This is a genomic window from Lacinutrix sp. C3R15 (assembly GCF_018860825.1).
Taxonomy (GTDB): domain Bacteria; phylum Bacteroidota; class Bacteroidia; order Flavobacteriales; family Flavobacteriaceae; genus Oceanihabitans.
In genome coordinates this window covers 314,360-331,446 of the sequence record NZ_JAHKPZ010000012.1, presented here as the reverse complement: position 1 = coordinate 331,446, position 17,087 = coordinate 314,360, and the positions used below count along the sequence as shown (strand labels likewise).

Here is a 17,087-nt window from a genome sequence, read left to right as displayed (position 1 = left end):
ATTAAATGTTGTAAATGCATAAATACAATTGGAATACCAAAATTCAGATTATTGAGACGTTTGATAAGAGCACCCAAATGCTTTCTAATAATTCTATGGGTATCTATTTTGAGCGTAATTCAAGTAACACATTAGTTGTTTATTTTAAACCGTTAAACGAAGTTTTTAATGCTAAGGTATTTAATGACAATCAAGGTGTTTTAATAAATTTTGAGCGTGATCTTATTGAAGAGGATGATATAGAATATGCTTTAGATGTATTTTCTTTATTTAATAAATACCCACAATTTCATATTAATAATAAGCAACAAGTACAGCGTATAGAGCAATTTATTTTATTTCTACAAGAAGAGCTATGTAATGAAAAAGCATCTTATATTATGTTTAAATCTTTACTTAAGGTAATGTTGCTTCATTTAATTCGTTATCAAAATGATAGCTTTTTAAAACAAGATTTAAATCAAAAGCGAGTGTTTCAGTTTTTAGAGCTCATGGAAGCTACTTTTTTAAGAGAAACAAATACTAGTTATTACGCATCAGAAATAGGAATTAGTAGTAAGCGGTTAAATCAGATTTTAAAAGAAAAGTTAAATCTTACTGCTAAGCAGATTATTCAACAACGGCAAATTACCGAAGCAAAACGAAGTCTTGTTAAAGGAGAAATAACTACCAAAGAATTAGCTTTTCAATTGGGTTTTGATTCCTTGAGTAGCTTTTCAAGATTCTTTAAAAAAAATGTAGGAGTAAGCCCTTCTGTTTTTAAGTTACAAAACTAGTAAGGGTTTTTTCTAAAATCTAGGTATAAACTAAAAAAAGGATGTATGTTTTTTTAAACGCACATCCTTTTAAGGTGTTATAAACCTTGTGAATTTTTATTTAGCATATGCGCCAGAAGAGTAAGTTAGCTCATAACTGTGCGTGTATATTTCAAAAACAATCCCAAAAGGGTCTTCTACGTAGCACATTTTAAATGGTTTGTCTTCTGGGTAGTATTCTCTAATTGGCATTCTTTGTTTTCCGCCATAGGCTACAATTTTGTCAATTAAATCTTCAATGTTTGGATCTTGAACACAAAAATGAAAAAGACCAGTGTTAAAAGGATTGAATTCTGGCGCTTCTTTAATTCCGTGAGGAAAAGAAAACAACTCGACACCAACACCATCAGAAGTTGCTAAATGCGCAATTTCAAAGGTTTCCCAGTCGTTTCCAAAAACATCAATACACATTTGGCCTATGGCTGTTTCTTTTTCTTTTTTAACAGTAGAAGGTTTCATTATTACATACCAGCCCATTACTTCTGAATAAAATTCAACAGCTTTTTTAATATCTGGAACTGTAATTCCGATATGTGAAAAGGATTTTGGGTAATCTTTATTCTTTGTCATAGTTTTTAATTTAGATAACAAAATTAATCTATATTTGCTTGTTAGGCAATAACTTACTAAAAAGTAGTATAGTTACCTAAAGGAGTAAGTTGCTGATTATTAAGTATATAAAATTTTAGTTTTGAATAAAGAAATTGATTGTCCGTTACATTATACCATGAATTTAATAGGAACAAAATGGAAGCCATTGATTTTGTTTCATCTTTTAGAAGGAGCTTTGCGTTCTGGAGTGCTGCAAAAACACATTCCAGGAATTTCAAATAAAATGTTTACACAGACTGTTCGTGAGTTAGAAAAAGACGGATTAATCACACGAAAAGTATATCCTGTTGTGCCACCTAAGGTGGAGTATAAATTAAGTAAACGAGGAGAGTCTCTAGAAAACGTGCTAAGAAGTCTTGATAAATGGGGATTAGAAGATGTTAACGCTAGTAAATTATGAAATGTAATTCCATATATTTCTAAACTTACTCATTTGTCTGTAAGTGTTTAAAATACTTTCATTTTCTAAAGCACCTAAAGAGGGATCTTTACTAAGTACTTGCTTGGCATGATAACGTGCTAATTGCAAAATATCATTGTCTTTAATAATATCTGCTATCTTAAGGTTTAAAATACCGCTTTGTTGGGTTCCCATAATATCTCCAGGACCACGTAAACGTAAGTCTACTTCAGCAATCTCAAAGCCATCACTGGTTTTTGTCATGGTTTCTAGTCTGGTTTTACTATCGCTAGAAAGCTTGTGTCCTGTCATGAGTATGCAGTAGCTTTGTTCAGATCCACGACCAACACGACCTCTTAATTGGTGTAGTTGTGCTAAGCCAAAGCGTTCTGCGCTTTCAATAATCATAACAGAAGCATTTGGTACATTAACACCAACTTCAATTACTGTAGTTGCAACCATGATTTGCGTTTCGCCTTTAATAAAACGTTGCATTTCATAATCTTTATCAGCAGGTTTCATTTTACCATGTACAATAGAGATTTGATATTCTGGTTTTGGAAAGTCTCTTTCAATACTTGCATAACCATCCATTAAATCTTTATAATCCATTTTTTCGCTTTCTTGAATTAATGGATATACAATATATACCTGTCTTCCTTTGGCAATTTCATCACGAATAAATTTAAAAACTTTTAGTCTATTTGCATCATATCTATGAACCGTTTTTATAGCCTTTCTTCCTGCTGGTAATTCATCAATTATAGAGATGTCTAAATCGCCATAAACAGACATTGCTAAAGTACGAGGAATTGGTGTAGCAGTCATTACTAAAATGTGTGGAGGTGAGGTGTTCTTTTTCCACAATTTACTTCTTTGTGCTACTCCAAATCTATGCTGCTCATCTATAATTGCGAGTCCTAAATTTTTAAATTTCACTTTGTCTTCAAGTAGTGCATGTGTACCAATAAGTATCTGTAATTTACCGTTTTCAAGCTCTTCGTGAATAATTTTTCTTTCTAAAGTATTACTTGATCCTGTTAGTAGTTTTATATTGATATTCAAGCTGTTACATAGTTCTAATAATCCGTTATAATGCTGTACTGACAAAATTGCAGTTGGTGCCATTAAGCAGGCTTGAAAACCGTTGTCAAGTGCTATTAACATTGACATTAGTGCTACTATTGTTTTGCCAGAACCAACATCTCCTTGTAAAAGGCGGTTCATTTGTGCATTACTACCTAAATCATGACGAATTTCTTTTAAAACACGTTTTTGTGCGTTGGTTAATTCAAAGGGTAAATGGTCTTTAAAAAAGGAATTAAAATAGTCACCAACAACAGGAAAAGGAAACCCTTTTATTTTTGATTTATGAATTAAATTTTTTAAGATTAGCTGTAATTGTATGTAAAATAATTCTTCAAATTTGAGTCTAAATTGTGCTTTAGAAAGTAGCTCTGGAGTCTTAGGAAAATGCACATTAAAAATAGCTTCAGGTTTTGAAATTAATTTTAATTCAGCACGTAAATTTTCGGGTAAAGTTTCTATAAATTTCCCTTTACTTTCTAAAAATAATTGTTGCATGATTTTGGTCATCACACGATTTGTAATTCCTTTATTGGATAGCTTTTCGGTAGAAGGATATATCGCTTGCATGGCAGAGCGTAAATTTTGCTCATGCTCTTTTTGTAGCTCTATATCTGGATGCGGCATATTAAACTTACCATTAAACCAATTGGCTTTTCCAAAAATAACATAGCTTGTGTTAAGTTTTAGGCTTTCTCTAATCCATTTTTGGCCTCTAAACCAAACCAGTTCCATGGTTCCTGTTTCGTCTTTAAAAGTTGCTACTAGTCTTTTTCCTCGTTTTTGAGCAATTTCTTCAAACTTAATAATCTTACCAATAACCTGTACATCTGCATTGTTACGCTGTAATTGATTTATCTTGTAATACTGCGTTCTGTCTATATATCGATTAGGAAATAAATTAAGAAGATCCTGATAGGTATGAATACCCAGTTCCTTGCGAAGTAGATCTGCACGATTTGGTCCAACACCTTTAAGATAATCAATAGGAGTTTGAAGATTAATGGCCATTAAATTATTATTATTAAAATCCGTTTTTTATTGAATTATTGAGCTCTTTTTGGTTAATTTGCGCGAATAAATTCAAATTAAATTAAAAAATGAGAAAAAATTATTTGTTTAGGTTTTCCCGAATGTTATGTAGCATTTTGGTTGTTTTTTTAATGATTAAGTGTAATAGCGATGATGATTCTGGTGCATCTAAACCTCAAATAGTTGATACAGGTACAATTAGCGATTTTGGGTCAATTAATGTTTTAAGTTATTCTAGTTCTCAAATTATAGAGGTTAAAGGTACAAATTTGTCAAATAGTATTATAATTGATGTTTCTACAAATTTTGAAGTTTCGCTTAATGATTCAGATTTTGGCGATCAAATAGAGATTGCTGCAAGTGATGCTAGTGCTGGTAATGTTTCTGTGTATGTACGTTTTTCTCCTTTAGAAAATTCGGTAGGTGCTGTTTCGGGAACTTTAACTATGGAAAGTTCGGGTGCCACTACTAAAACCATACCCTTGTCTGGTAGAGGTGTTAGTATAGATCCTGTTATTACTTCTAATATTACCAATCTTTATTTTGAAGATGTTAATATAGAACAATACTCAGAGGTGCAAAGTATTCTTGTTAATGGGGATCATATAGAAAGTGATGTTACGGCTACCACTAGTAGTACAGATTTTGAGGTGTCTTTAGACAATGTAACTTTTTTATCGTCTGTTACTATATTGGCAGATAATGCTAATGAAGATACTACTATATATGTGCGTTTTTCACCGAGTGCTACTGGTGATGTTGCAGAAACATTAACTTTATCTAGTGCAGAATCAGAAGATACTGAAGTGAATTTATATGGTAACGGATTAGCTCTTACTCATAACTATGTAACGTTTGACCAACAAGGTTTAGCAAATGGAGGAGGTTATACTAGGTTTTTATCACAATCATTCGACTTACATACTGATTTAAGTAATATTGAGCAAATTAAAATGTTTGTACAAATTGATTGCCCTACAACTGGATGTGATGATTGGGATAGATTTGCAAATGTTAAAGTTAAAGATCAAGCTACCGATACTTGGTTTGAATTGGGAAGATATGTAACTCCGTATTGGACAGGAACGCAGCAGTTAGAACGAGGTTTAGAATTTGATGTAACTGATTTTAAATCATTATTGACAGGAACAATAGAATTGAGAATATTTATTGAAAACTGGACATCGAAGGCAGATTTGATTACTGTTGAATTTGATTATATAGAAGGAACTCCAGATTATCCTTATTATGCGGTTTCTGAAGTTCTAGGTTACCATGGTAGTTCTATTAATGCAGTGCCATACGGTGTAGAGCACGATGCAGATTTAGACAAACAAATTACTGTTCCGGCTAATGCCGAAAGCACTCATTTAAGAACTGTAATTTCAGGTTGGGGCCATGCAGGACCAAATGATTCTGATGGCAGACCATGTGCAGAATGGTGTTATAGAACACATGATATTAAAATTAATGGTGCAAATACGTTTGTGCACAGTTTAGAACCACTAGGTTGTGCTTCAAACCCTGTTAGTGATCAAAGCCCTGGTAACTGGACGCAAGATAGAGCAGGTTGGTGTCCTGGTATGGCAGTGCCAACAAGAGTAGATTTATTTGATAGTTCTATGGCAGGAAGTACCTTTAATTTTGAATACGATTATGAAGATTGGGAAAACGATATGAGTAATGGAGAAGCATATTATGCAACTTCAACCTATGTTATTGTTAAGAGTAATACCGAAATAACAGCAGCTACTATTGTAGATTAGTTGTATTGTTTAAATTAAAAAAAAGCACATTAATTTAATTAATGTGCTTTTTTATTTTGTATAATTAGTGTTTAAATCTATTTATGAAAATTATATACCTTTTTTTGTTTACTTTTTTATGTGTTGCTGCAAAGGCACAACAAACAGATATTGTAGATTTTAAGAGACTAGATGCTGTAGTGTTTTTTAATCAGATTAGAATAGACTCTACTGTCTATGATTCTTTTGAAATTACTTTTGATATCTTAAAAAAAACAGATTCTATTTATTTAGATGCTGTAAATATGAAGTTTAAAAATGTTTCCTTAAACGGAAAAGAAGTAACTTATAAAAATGATGGCGATAAATTAATTATCTTTAATACATTCAAACCTTCTCAAGATAATAAACTACAGTTTTTGTTTTTTGCTTCGCCTAAAAAAGCCATGTATTTTGTTGGATGGGAAAATGAAGCTAGAAATCAAATTTGGACACAAGGTCAAGGGAAATACACCAGTAATTGGTTGCCAAGTATTGATGATATGAATGATAAAATAGAGTTTGATCTTACTTTTGCAGCTCCAACAGATTATGAAGTAATTTCTAACGGAAAATTAGTTTTAAAAAACAAAACGGAAGCATATACACTCTGGAAATATGATATGCAAAAACCTATGGCTAGCTATCTTGCAGCTGTTGTTGTTGGTAAATATGATGAAAAGATAGAAGTTTCAAAAAGTGGTATTCCTTTAAAAATGTATTACTATCCAGAAGATTCGCTTAAAGTTGCACCAACATATAAGTATACAAAAACTATGTTTGATTTTTTAGAAGAAGAAATAGGTGTTTCTTACTCTTGGCAAAACTATAAGCAAGTTCCTGTGCATGATTTTTTATATGCAGGAATGGAAAATACAAGTTGTACCATTTTTAGTGATGCTTTTATGATAGACGAAACAGCATTTGTAGATAAAAACTACGTAAATGTTAATGCACATGAATTGGCACATCAATGGTTTGGCGACTTGGTTACTGAAACTTCAGGCACGCACCACTGGTTGCAAGAAGGTTTTGCAACTTATTATGCTTTGCTTGCCGAAAAACACGTTTTTGGTGATGATTATTACTATTGGAGACTCTATGAGTATATAGAAGAATTAGCAGCTCAAGATCGTGTAGGAGAAAGTACAGCGCTCATGAATGCAAAGGCAAGTAGTACTACTTTTTATAAAAAAGGAGCAGTAGTTTTGCATATGTTACATGAAAAAGTTGGTGATGTAGCTTTTAAAGAAGCAGTAAAAAACTATTTAAAAAAATATGCATTTAAAAATGTAGAAACTTCTAATTTTATAAAAGAAGTAGAGCAGGCAAGTAATCAAGATTTAAGTGACTTTGTAGCTAAATGGCTTCTGGATAAAACTTTTTATTATGAAGAAGTACTTGCTTCATTACAACAACGATCAGCGTTTATTACAGAGTATTTAATGGTAGATTGTGAGGCAGCGAACGCTAAGTGTGATTATTATTTAACTGCTAGTATTTCAGACCAAGCAAAAAGTAAAATCATTTCGCAAGTACCAGATAAAATTACTCGAGAAGTATTTAAAAATAGTATAAAGGTTAGGCAAGCCATTGCTCAAAATATGTCTACTATTCCTTTTGCCTTAAAACAGGATTATGAATCACTTTTAGAAGATAAATCCTATTTAACAGTAGAAGCAGCGCTGTATAATCTTTGGGTTAACTTTCTGGAAGATAGAAGTTTGTATTTAGATAAAACAAAAGATAGTATAGGTCTTCCTGATAAAAATGTTAGATTGCTTTGGTTAACATTAGCTTTGGCAACTCCAGATTATGCTGTAAACCAAAAAAAGGGGTATTTAAATGAGCTGATAGCATTTACTTCACCAGTATTTAATTTTGAAATAAGAATGCAGGCATTTACATTCTTAGATTCTTTAGGGATAATAAACCAAGAAATTGTAAATCACTATAAAGAAGCAGAACAGCACCATAATTGGCGTTTAAAAAAGTTTGCAAGAGCTTTTTTTGAAAGAAATAAAGAAAACCTAAAAACAACCAACTAATTATATATTTATGCGAGCATTAGTAATATCTGGAGGAGGAAGTAAAGGCGCTTTTGCGGGAGGCGTAGCACAATATTTAATAGAGCACGAAAAACGCGAGTATGATATGTATTTAGGTACTTCTACAGGTAGTTTATTGGTTCCGCATTTGGCATTACATGATATTGGTAAACTGTATGATATGTTTACTAATGTGAGTCAGCATAATATTTTTAGTGTAAATCCTTTTATACAGCATAAAAAAGATGGTAGAGAGTTTGTTTCTATTAATTATATAAACTCGATATGGCAATTTGTAAAAAGGAAAAGAACTTTTGGTGAGAGTAAAAGTTTAAAAAGGCATATTAAACGAAATTTTCTTGAAGAAGAATTTAATACGCTTAAAGCAAGCGGAAAAGATGTTGTGGTTACGGTTTCTAATCTTTCTAAAAATAGAGTAGAGTATAAGTCTATTAAAGATTTTAATTACGAAGAGTTTTGTAATTGGATCTGGATATCTTGTAATTATATCCCGTTTATGTCTTTAGCAAAAGTAGATGGTTTTGAGTATGCAGATGGAGCTTTTGGTTGTGTGGTGCCAATAAGAGAAGCTATTATGCGTGGCGCCACAGAAGTAGATGCTATTATTTTAGAAAGTGAGAATTTAGAATACAATAAAGTACTTGGTAAGAACCCTTTTTCTTTAATGATAAATTTGTTTGGTCATTTGCTAGATCAAGTAGAGAAAAGCGATATTGCAATTGGCAAACTAGCAGCAAAGCATAGAAATGTAAAGCTTAATTTATATTTTACACCAACAAAACTTACTGAAAACTCTTTGATTTTTAGTAAAAAATTAATGACAGCTTGGTGGCTAGAAGGTTTTTTGTATGCAGAAACTAAGCATGGTAAAGATGCTAGTGTTGTAGCTGTAAAATATTAATGCGGTTACATGAGTTTATTTACTTCATTTCTTATGTAGGATAGTCCAGCGTGACTAGGAGCATGTCCTTCCATCATTTCGCCTAAAACTACTTCACGAAGCTTATTAGCAGAATCTGTTTTTTCTAATAAAGCAGCTTTGCGTATAAGTTGAATTGTAGCATTCTTTGACGCGTTAATAACACTCCAGCATTCGTCAGAAACATATATTTGTTGTGCTAAATTATGGTCAAACTCTTGTTCTATAGAAGCTATTAGTAAAGCTTCATAATCTTCTTTTTTAGTTGAAGCGGGTTGTACTCTTAAAAGTAATTTAGAAGGAGTAATACGTTCTAAAAACAAAACCATTCTTTCATATGCTTGTAAACGTAACGGTAAAGCTTCTTTTTGCAATTCTTTGTGCATTAAAAAGGTTCTTCGGTTGTTTTCGTTTTCTATATGTTCTCTAAAAAACAAGTAAGCAATGGCTCCTGTTACTATAGCAGGAATGATATACATTAACAGATTTAAAAGTTGTTGTTCCATAATTTAAAAATAACTAATACAAACATAAGTTGTTTTTTATAATGGCACAAATTATCTGTTGGTTGAATGAAACAGTCTTTTCGTTAAATCAAAACTTCTATTCCTTGAATCTGTATATGTAGGCATTGTATTACAGGTTAATTTGCGCTTGCTATTAATCATTACATATTAATCGTCAGTAAAATAACAGCCTTTTTGCTGGCGATTTTTTTTTAAAGGGTAGCATTTCCTGTCGTTTTTGAATATAGAAATAGAACCCAATAAAAACGAAACTTATTTAAAATTTAAGAGTTATGAAAAAAACACTACTATTACTTACTATGTTTATTGTAGGTGTAACACAAGCACAAACAGTATTAATTCCAAATGGAGGTTTTAATACAGATACTTCTGGTTGGAGTGTTACAGGAACAGATATAACTATTGCTTCATACAGTGGTGAAATGTATTTTAATATTTCAGGAATTTATACTAGAGATTTTATACTTGCTTCTCCTCAATTTTATTTAGAGGCAGGTAAAACCTATCAGTTGTATACAGACTATAGAAATGTAGGTTATGATATGATGGTGGGAGAATTTCAATTGGGAGGATTTACAGATACTTTTTTAAAAGATATTAACGCTAATACTGTTGCAAACATTGGTTTAGGAACCTGCCAAACAGTTGATTATCTATACACTTGTAATTCTCAAAACTTTACTGTCGCTACTAGCGGAATCTATTATATTGAGTTTGAAGGTCAATATGGTCCAGAACAAGAATTTATAGTAGACAATGTTGGTTTTAGAGAAATCATAGCGAATACTTTTAGTGGTACAGTAACTTTAGATGTTAATAATGATGGTTGTGCTACATCTACTGCAACTGTAGAGAATTATCCTATTCAGGTAAATGAAACTAACTCTAATACGAGTTTTAATACGTTTACAGATGCTAATGGAGCGTTTGTGGTGGAAACCCAAAACATAACAGGAAACTTTGTTACTCAAACCAACTATGCTGTTTATGATGCAAGTCCTGTAAGTTATACAAATGTAGTTAGTGTAGGAGTTAATAGTTTCTCTAATCAAGACTTTTGTATTACACCAAATACTGTTGCAAACGATTTAATTGTTAGTGTAATACCTACAACACAAGCAAGACCAGGTTTTGATACATCTTACCAAATAAGATATACAAATTATGGTACTACAACCTTAAGTGGAATAGTAGATTTAACTTATGACAATTCAAGTGTTACCTATTTAAATGCATCTACAATACCAGATGCAACAACTATAAGTTCTTTAAGTTGGAATTATGCTAGTCTAGCTCCTTTTGAAACAAGAACTATAGATGTTAATTTTAATATAGTAACGCCACCAACTGTAAATAATGGAGATACTTTAACTTATACAACTTCTATTACACCAATAGCAGGAGATAGTACACCAACAAACAATAGCTATACTTTTAATCAAATAACTATTGGTTCTTATGACCCTAATGATATAACGATTCTTGAAGGTCCGTTAATTTCTGAAAATCAAGCAGACGATTATTTAGCAGTAATTATTAGATTTCAAAATACAGGAACAGCTTCAGCAATTAATATAACTGTAGAAAATACTTTAGATGCATTTTTAGATTGGACAACCTTTCAGCCAATAGCAGCAAGTCATAATTATAATACAGTGATTAGTAATGGTAATGAAGTTGATTTTGTTTTTAACGGAATTAATCTTGCAGATAGCACATCAGACGAGCCTGGTAGCCATGGTTGGGTTTTTTATAGAATAAAACCTAAAAGTACATTTGTTGTAGGCGATGTTATTTCAAATAAAGCAGATATTTATTTCGATTATAATCTACCAATTATAACAAACACGGCAACGACACAAATTGATGCTACGCTTTCTGTAAATGAAATAGATGCAAACAAAAGTTTGTTTTCTGTTTATCCTAATCCTACAAAAAATAAATTAACTGTTTCTATAGAAGCAGCAGCAGATTATAGTATAGTTTCTGTAAATGGTCAACTAATTAAAAAAGGACAACTGCAAACTGGAGAGAATATATTAAACACTTACAATCTATCTAACGGTTTATACTTTTTACAGGTAATAACGAAGGAAGGTGTTTTTACTAAAAAAATTATAAAGCAATAAAACAATAGATGTACCCCGAACTATTTAAATTCCAGTTATCTAATTTCTTAGAAAGCCTTTTTGGTGTAAAGCAAATTACAGTCTATTCTTATGCTGCATTAATAGCATTGGGTACTTTAATTGCAGCTCTTTATACAAAGTGGCGTGCTAAAAAAGAATTAGGGATTACAAATCTTTCTAATACTTTTTTCTATTCAATTTTTATTGCTGGTTTTATTGGAGGAAAATTGTTTTACTATTTGCAAGATCCGATGCTATATATACAAAACCCAAGTTTAATGTATAATAATTTTTCTGGAGGTTTTGTGTTTTATGGTTCTTTTGTGGTGATTATTCCATATGTAATTTGGTATCTAAAAAAGTATCAAATTTCTGTTTTACCTATGTTAGATATTTTGGCGATTACAACTACTATTGTACACGCTATAGGTAGGTTTGGGTGCTTTTGTGCAGGATGTTGTTTTGGGGCTCCAACAGATCGTAGTATAGGATTGGTTTTTCCAACGACACATGGTGTTTCGGTACATCCAACACAATTGTATGAGGTGGCACTATTACTAGTAATAATGTTATTGTTACTAATATTTAAAAAACGTAAACAATTCAATGGGCAGGTTTTCTTGGTCTATTTAATACTATATGCTTTTGGTAGAGGTGTTTTAGAACTCTTTAGAGGAGACGATAGAGGTTTTGTAGTGGAAAATATAGTATCGCATTCTCAATTTATAGGCTTATGCTTAATTACTATTTCGTCCTATTTTTATTATAAATTTTATAAACAAATTAATATAAACATACTTAATACTTAATATTATGAAAAAGCATATAATACAAACAGTTTTACCAGTAATGCTATTGTTGATAGCAGTATTTTTTATAGGAGCTGGATGTACAGGTACTGATCCTGATGGGCAAAGTTGGTATTTAGATAATGATGGTGATGGCTATGGTACAATAGAAGATATAAATTGGCATGCTCCTCCGCAACCTGCAGGATATGCAGATAATTCAAATGATTGCGATGATACAGATGCAACCATTCACCCAGAAGCTACAGAGGTTCCTGATAATGATATTGATGAAAATTGTAACGGACTTTTCGGGATAACTTTTTATAAAGATGTTGATGGTGATGGCTTTGGAGATTTTAATGAAAGTGCTGTTTATGAGGTGAATTTTGGAGACACTCCTCCAGATGGTATGGTTTACAATAATGCAGATTGTGATGATGCTAATGCTATGATAAACCCTAAAGCAGATGAAATTCTTGGTAATAATATAGATGATAACTGTGATGGAGATACAGATATTCTAGAATATTACAAAGATGAAGATGGAGATGGTTATGGCGCTGGTAGTGTATTACCACCACCAGCAGTAGGTGTTCATAATAATTTAGATTGTAATGATGCTAATCCTGAGGTGTACCCATACGCAATAGAAGTTGAAAACGGTGTTGATGATGATTGTGATGGTATAACAGATGAACTTTTTTAAATAATAAAAATAAATTAATAATTATGAAAACAACGATCCAATCTCTTTGCCTACTAGTTTTATCTCTGGTTTTATTTAACTGTGATAATGATGATGGTAACGCAGACAATCAAGACGATTGTAATTTTGCTGGCTTTACTTTTTTAGACACAGCAAACAATACACAAACATTAATTGGCGAATCAGAATTAATTACAGATTTTTACTACACATCTTCAAATGGTCCTGAAGTTGAAATTTATAAATCTAGTGACCCAGGAGATTTTTGGTTTGTCACAAAAGCGGTTACAGCTAATGCATCAGGACCAGGAACATTAAGTGTAGGAGGAACAATATATGCTGTTAACGTTACGTGCCAGCGTACAGGTAATGCTGTAGGTGAAGAAATGCGTTTTGATATAACAGCTAGTGGGTTAGAAGCAGAGTATTGTGTGATAATTGATTTATACCATTAAAATAAATTATGAAAAAACACAAATACTTTTACTGCTGCTTGCCGTTTTAATTTCTAGTTGTGATAACAATAATGACGCACAATTTGATCTAACAAATCCAACAGACGGTTTTGTTTATACTAATGTCTTTTATGAAACGGCTAATGCTTTTTTAAAATAGACGATGAAGATAATAACACCAATGTAAATACTGCCAAGATATTTTTGGTTTAATACTAGATTAATATGAAACTATTTAAAATTTTAATAATTAGCTTACTTTTTTTTACATCTTGTAATAATGATGATGGTAATGCCACAAACCAAAGTAATTGTGATTATCAAGGATTTTCTTATTTAGATACTAGCAGCAATGATCAAACTATATTACCAGAATCTGAATTAAATACACAGTATTTTCCTAACGCAAGTAACGGGCCTTATGGTGCGCCAGGAATAGAAATAGCATCATTCACAAGTTCTCCTACACTGTTTTTTACCACCAATGTTATAGACTTAAATGAAATTGGAACAGGTTTGATTTCAATAGATGGCGCCGAATTAGAAGCAGTTACAGTTACCTGTCAACGTGCAGGAACGTTAGTAGGAGATGAGGTGAGATTAGATGTTGTGTATGGTAGTATTGAAGTAGAATTTTGTGTAATAATAGATGAGGTTTTATAAATAATACATTTAAAAAAACTAGATTTCTAATTGTTTGTATTGAATTTACATGTTTTTACAAATAAATAAGGAATAGAAATTGTTTTGAAGCATCATTTAATTAGAGTTTTAATTCCATTACTTTTGTAAAACATTTAAAAAATAAATTATTGAAACAAAGAAAATTCCATATTGCGATATTTTTAATCTTGCTATGGAGTTTTTTTTCTATGTTTCTTATTTTTTTTAAAAAAACTGAAAGTACCGCAAAGCGGTATATGCTTATTTTGTTTGTAAGTTTTCCGGTAGCTATTTCATTTGCACAACAATTCACTAATTACTCTACAAAAGATGGTTTGCCAAGTAATCATGTATATACCATTGTACAAGATGCTAAGGGCTTTATTTGGTTTTTAACAGATAAAGGAATGGTAAAGTATGATGGTAAAACTTTTAAAACTATTTCTACTAAAAACGGATTGCCAATTAATGATGTTTGGGATGCTTTTACAACTTCAGATGGTAAGGTGTGGTACCTTTCTAAAACAGCAAAACTTGGTTATGTAGAAAATGATACTGTTATTTCGTTTCCTAATAAAAATAAAGATGAAATAATTAATCCATTATTTACATCACAGGTTGGAGATTCTATATATCCAACAGAGCCTAGAAAAACATTCGCTTTAAAAAATAACCAATGGGTTAGTGAAAGCATTTTTCCTTTTATTAATATAAATAATAGAGATAGAATAAAAATAAGACATAGTACTATTTCAAGTCTTTTTTTTAATGCTAAAGATCTACTAGATATATATGATAAAAAAAACAACAAGGTAGCGTCTATTTTTACTTCAGAAATTTATGGAAAAACGGGTTCTAGAGGTCAGTTAAATGATAGTTTGTTTTTTAGTGCAACCAATAGTAGTTATTTTGTACTTAATTTAAATACTCAAAAATTTAAAAAAACAAATTTATTAGAAACTATAGGAGTTAAAGATGTAAAGTATCTTAGAATGAATATGGTAAATGATACATTACAAGTTTCTGGAAATGGTTTTGTTGCTAAACTAGATGATCATTTTGAAATACTAAACCCTTATTTTTTTCCAAAAAACATACAAGCTCATTTTGGTTTTATAGATAAGCAAAATACCATTTGGTTAGCAACCTTTAATAATGGAGTTTATAAATTACCTGCTGTAAAAAAACAGGTGAAATATGAATTACTGAATGAAAAAATTCAAAGCTTCAATGTTATTGATAGTAATTTAGTAGTTGGAGTTTATGAAAAAGGATTTTATACCTACAATAAAAAAGAAAAATCCTTTCAAGAATTCATTAAACGGGATGATTATATTTTTGAAGCAAGCCAATTACAAGAAATACAGACTAATTTTTATTCTTTTGAAAACACTTTAATTAAAGAAGTAAATAATGTAAAAACAAGTATAGATATTTCTGAATTACGCAAATTAGAAATGGTGACAAATGAAATAGGACGTAAGTTTGTTTACTTTAAAGGTGAAATTTATGGAAATTTTTCATTCGGAATAAATCGGTTAGATTCCAAATCTTTAAGGGTTAAAAAAGAGTTTAGACAAAAAGGATCTAATGATGTTTTAAGTTTTAAAGACCGATTGTTAGTAGCAACAACAAACGGATTAAAAGAAATTAATAACGATTCACTACAAACAGTAGTTTTTAAAAATAAAACGTTTAGCAAATCTATTTTAAGTTTAAAAAAAATAGATAATTCTCATATATTGATTAATACAGATGGTTTTGGTTCATTTGTTTCAGACTTAGAAACCATAAAACCTTTGCCTGCAACAGATTTTTTAATAGTTGAAGAGGCTTTTATAAATAATAAAATATTGTGGCTAGCAACCAATAATGGTGTTTTAAAATTTAAGTATAAAGACAATAATTTTGAGCTATTAAAACACTTTACATTAAATGATGGTTTGCCAACAAACCACATTAATAGTATATATGCAGATGATACAAACCTGATAGTTGGTACAAATAATGGTATTGCAATTTTACCAAAAAACAGCAATGAAAATTCCCAGTTATTAGATGTTTATATTGAAAAAGCTAGGTATAATAATCAGGATATTTCAGACAATAATTCTGTGTTTTTTTATGAAAAGAATAATAATTTAAACTTCACTATATCTAATATAGACTTTTCTTCAAAAGGAGAAGCGTTTACTTATAATTATAAATTAGAACCTATACAAACAGATTTTACAACCACCACAGCCAATAATTTTAGTTTTAATAATCTAGCTCCAGGAGAATACATTTTATATATAGATGCTAATTCTATAAAAAAACAAATATGCTTTACAATTAAGCCATTGTGGTGGCAAACCTTTTGGTTTAAGGCTTTTGTGGTGTTTTTAGGTGTAGTATTGGTAGCATTAATTTCTAGGTATTTTGTAAAACGCTCTCAGTTTAATAAAAACAAAAAAATATTTGAAGATAAACGCTTAAGCGAATTACAGCTTAAAGCACTTAGGTCTCAAATGAATCCGCATTTTGTGTTTAACTCCCTATCTGCAATACAATATTATATAGGTGAAAATAATTTTGAAGCTTCAGAGTTGTATCTGGTAAAATTTTCAAAACTAATTCGTCAGTTCTTTGCGCTTTCTAAAGAAAACGAAATAACCTTAGCAACAGAAGTAAGCTTGCTTAAAAACTATTTAGAAATTGAAAAACTTCGTTTTAAAGAAAAACTTAGTTTTACCATTTATGTAGACCCTAAATTAAATGTGCAAAACACAAAAATACCAACTATGTTATTGCAACCTATAGTTGAAAATGCTGTAAATCATGGTGTTTTTAATAAATTAGAAAACGGGTTAGTAACACTAAATTTTCTTTATATAGATGCGCAAACATTTAAAGTCGAAATTATTGATGATGGTGTAGGTTTTGTAAATACTAAAAAAAGACAAAATAAAGATGTTAAATCTTCAAACGTTTTAAAAGATAGATTACATTTTTTAAATTACTCTGAAAAATGGGAGATTACTTATAGTGTAGAAGAATTACATGCAAATAAATTAGATAAAGGAAATAGATCGGTGTTTTTAATTAAAAAAAAATAAA

14 protein-coding genes are annotated in these 17,087 nt (G+C 30.7%); 11 read left to right on the top strand and 3 right to left on the bottom strand.

Annotated elements, in window-relative coordinates; all coding sequences use genetic code 11:
• Positions 1 to 14: 14 nt before the first annotated feature.
• Positions 15 to 776 carry an AraC family transcriptional regulator gene (locus tag KO494_RS04425; RefSeq protein WP_215966393.1) on the top strand — a complete coding sequence of 254 codons (762 nt, stop codon included), beginning with the start codon at positions 15 to 17 and terminating at the stop codon, positions 774 to 776.
• Positions 777 to 872: 96 nt separating this feature from the next.
• Here KO494_RS04425 and KO494_RS04420 read toward each other — a convergent pair whose 3' ends face one another.
• The gene (locus tag KO494_RS04420; RefSeq protein ID WP_215966392.1) at positions 873 to 1,385 is read right to left on the bottom strand and encodes a VOC family protein; all 513 of its coding nucleotides are present in this window, start codon (positions 1,383 to 1,385) and stop codon (positions 873 to 875) included.
• Positions 1,386 to 1,542: 157 nt separating this feature from the next.
• Between KO494_RS04420 and KO494_RS04415 the strand changes: the two genes are divergently transcribed.
• Positions 1,543 to 1,827 carry a helix-turn-helix domain-containing protein gene (locus KO494_RS04415; RefSeq protein ID WP_215966589.1) on the top strand — a complete coding sequence of 95 codons (285 nt, stop codon included), beginning with the start codon at positions 1,543 to 1,545 and terminating at the stop codon, positions 1,825 to 1,827.
• Here KO494_RS04415 and recG read toward each other — a convergent pair.
• Entirely contained in the window at positions 1,822 to 3,924 is a 2,103-nt protein-coding gene (gene recG, locus KO494_RS04410; RefSeq protein WP_215966391.1) for an ATP-dependent DNA helicase RecG, read from the bottom strand. The genes KO494_RS04415 and recG overlap by 6 nt on opposite strands.
• A gap of 152 nt (positions 3,925 to 4,076) precedes the next feature.
• Between recG and KO494_RS04405 the strand changes: the two genes are divergently transcribed.
• The 3 genes from KO494_RS04405 to KO494_RS04395 all read left to right on the top strand — a co-directional run bounded on the left by KO494_RS04405 (position 4,077) and on the right by KO494_RS04395 (position 8,699).
• Entirely contained in the window at positions 4,077 to 5,711 is a 1,635-nt protein-coding gene (locus KO494_RS04405) for a peptide-N-glycosidase F-related protein (protein WP_215966390.1), read from the top strand.
• 83 nt (positions 5,712 to 5,794) lie between these two features.
• The gene (locus KO494_RS04400; RefSeq protein WP_215966389.1) at positions 5,795 to 7,777 is read left to right on the top strand and encodes a M1 family metallopeptidase; all 1,983 of its coding nucleotides are present in this window, start codon (positions 5,795 to 5,797) and stop codon (positions 7,775 to 7,777) included.
• 10 nt (positions 7,778 to 7,787) lie between these two features.
• The gene (locus tag KO494_RS04395) at positions 7,788 to 8,699 is read left to right on the top strand and encodes a patatin family protein (RefSeq protein WP_215966388.1); all 912 of its coding nucleotides are present in this window, start codon (positions 7,788 to 7,790) and stop codon (positions 8,697 to 8,699) included.
• Between the two features lie 5 nt (positions 8,700 to 8,704).
• Here the strand turns inward: KO494_RS04395 and KO494_RS04390 are convergent, their stop codons facing one another.
• Entirely contained in the window at positions 8,705 to 9,223 is a 519-nt protein-coding gene (locus tag KO494_RS04390) for a hypothetical protein (protein WP_215966387.1), read from the bottom strand.
• 293 nt (positions 9,224 to 9,516) lie between these two features.
• On the opposite strand from KO494_RS04390, the gene KO494_RS04385 reads away from it, so the two are divergent.
• The 6 genes from KO494_RS04385 (at position 9,517) to KO494_RS04360 (ending at position 17,086) form a co-directional block, all read left to right on the top strand.
• Entirely contained in the window at positions 9,517 to 11,373 is a 1,857-nt protein-coding gene (locus tag KO494_RS04385; RefSeq protein WP_215966386.1) for a T9SS type A sorting domain-containing protein, read from the top strand.
• Between the two features lie 8 nt (positions 11,374 to 11,381).
• On the top strand, positions 11,382 to 12,182 hold the full coding sequence (locus KO494_RS04380; RefSeq protein WP_215966385.1) for a prolipoprotein diacylglyceryl transferase: 801 nt from the start codon (positions 11,382 to 11,384) through the stop codon (positions 12,180 to 12,182).
• Positions 12,183 to 12,186: 4 nt separating this feature from the next.
• On the top strand, positions 12,187 to 12,870 hold the full coding sequence (locus tag KO494_RS04375; protein ID WP_215966384.1) for a putative metal-binding motif-containing protein: 684 nt from the start codon (positions 12,187 to 12,189) through the stop codon (positions 12,868 to 12,870).
• A 23-nt stretch (positions 12,871 to 12,893) separates the two neighbouring features.
• Positions 12,894 to 13,325 carry a hypothetical protein gene (locus KO494_RS04370; RefSeq protein ID WP_215966383.1) on the top strand — a complete coding sequence of 144 codons (432 nt, stop codon included), beginning with the start codon at positions 12,894 to 12,896 and terminating at the stop codon, positions 13,323 to 13,325.
• Positions 13,326 to 13,550: 225 nt separating this feature from the next.
• Positions 13,551 to 13,988, top strand: coding sequence for a hypothetical protein (locus KO494_RS04365; protein WP_215966382.1), 438 nt, complete (start codon positions 13,551 to 13,553; stop codon positions 13,986 to 13,988).
• Between the two features lie 257 nt (positions 13,989 to 14,245).
• Positions 14,246 to 17,086, top strand: coding sequence for a histidine kinase (locus KO494_RS04360; RefSeq protein WP_215966381.1), 2,841 nt, complete (start codon positions 14,246 to 14,248; stop codon positions 17,084 to 17,086).
• The last annotated feature ends 1 nt before the right edge of the window (position 17,087 follow it).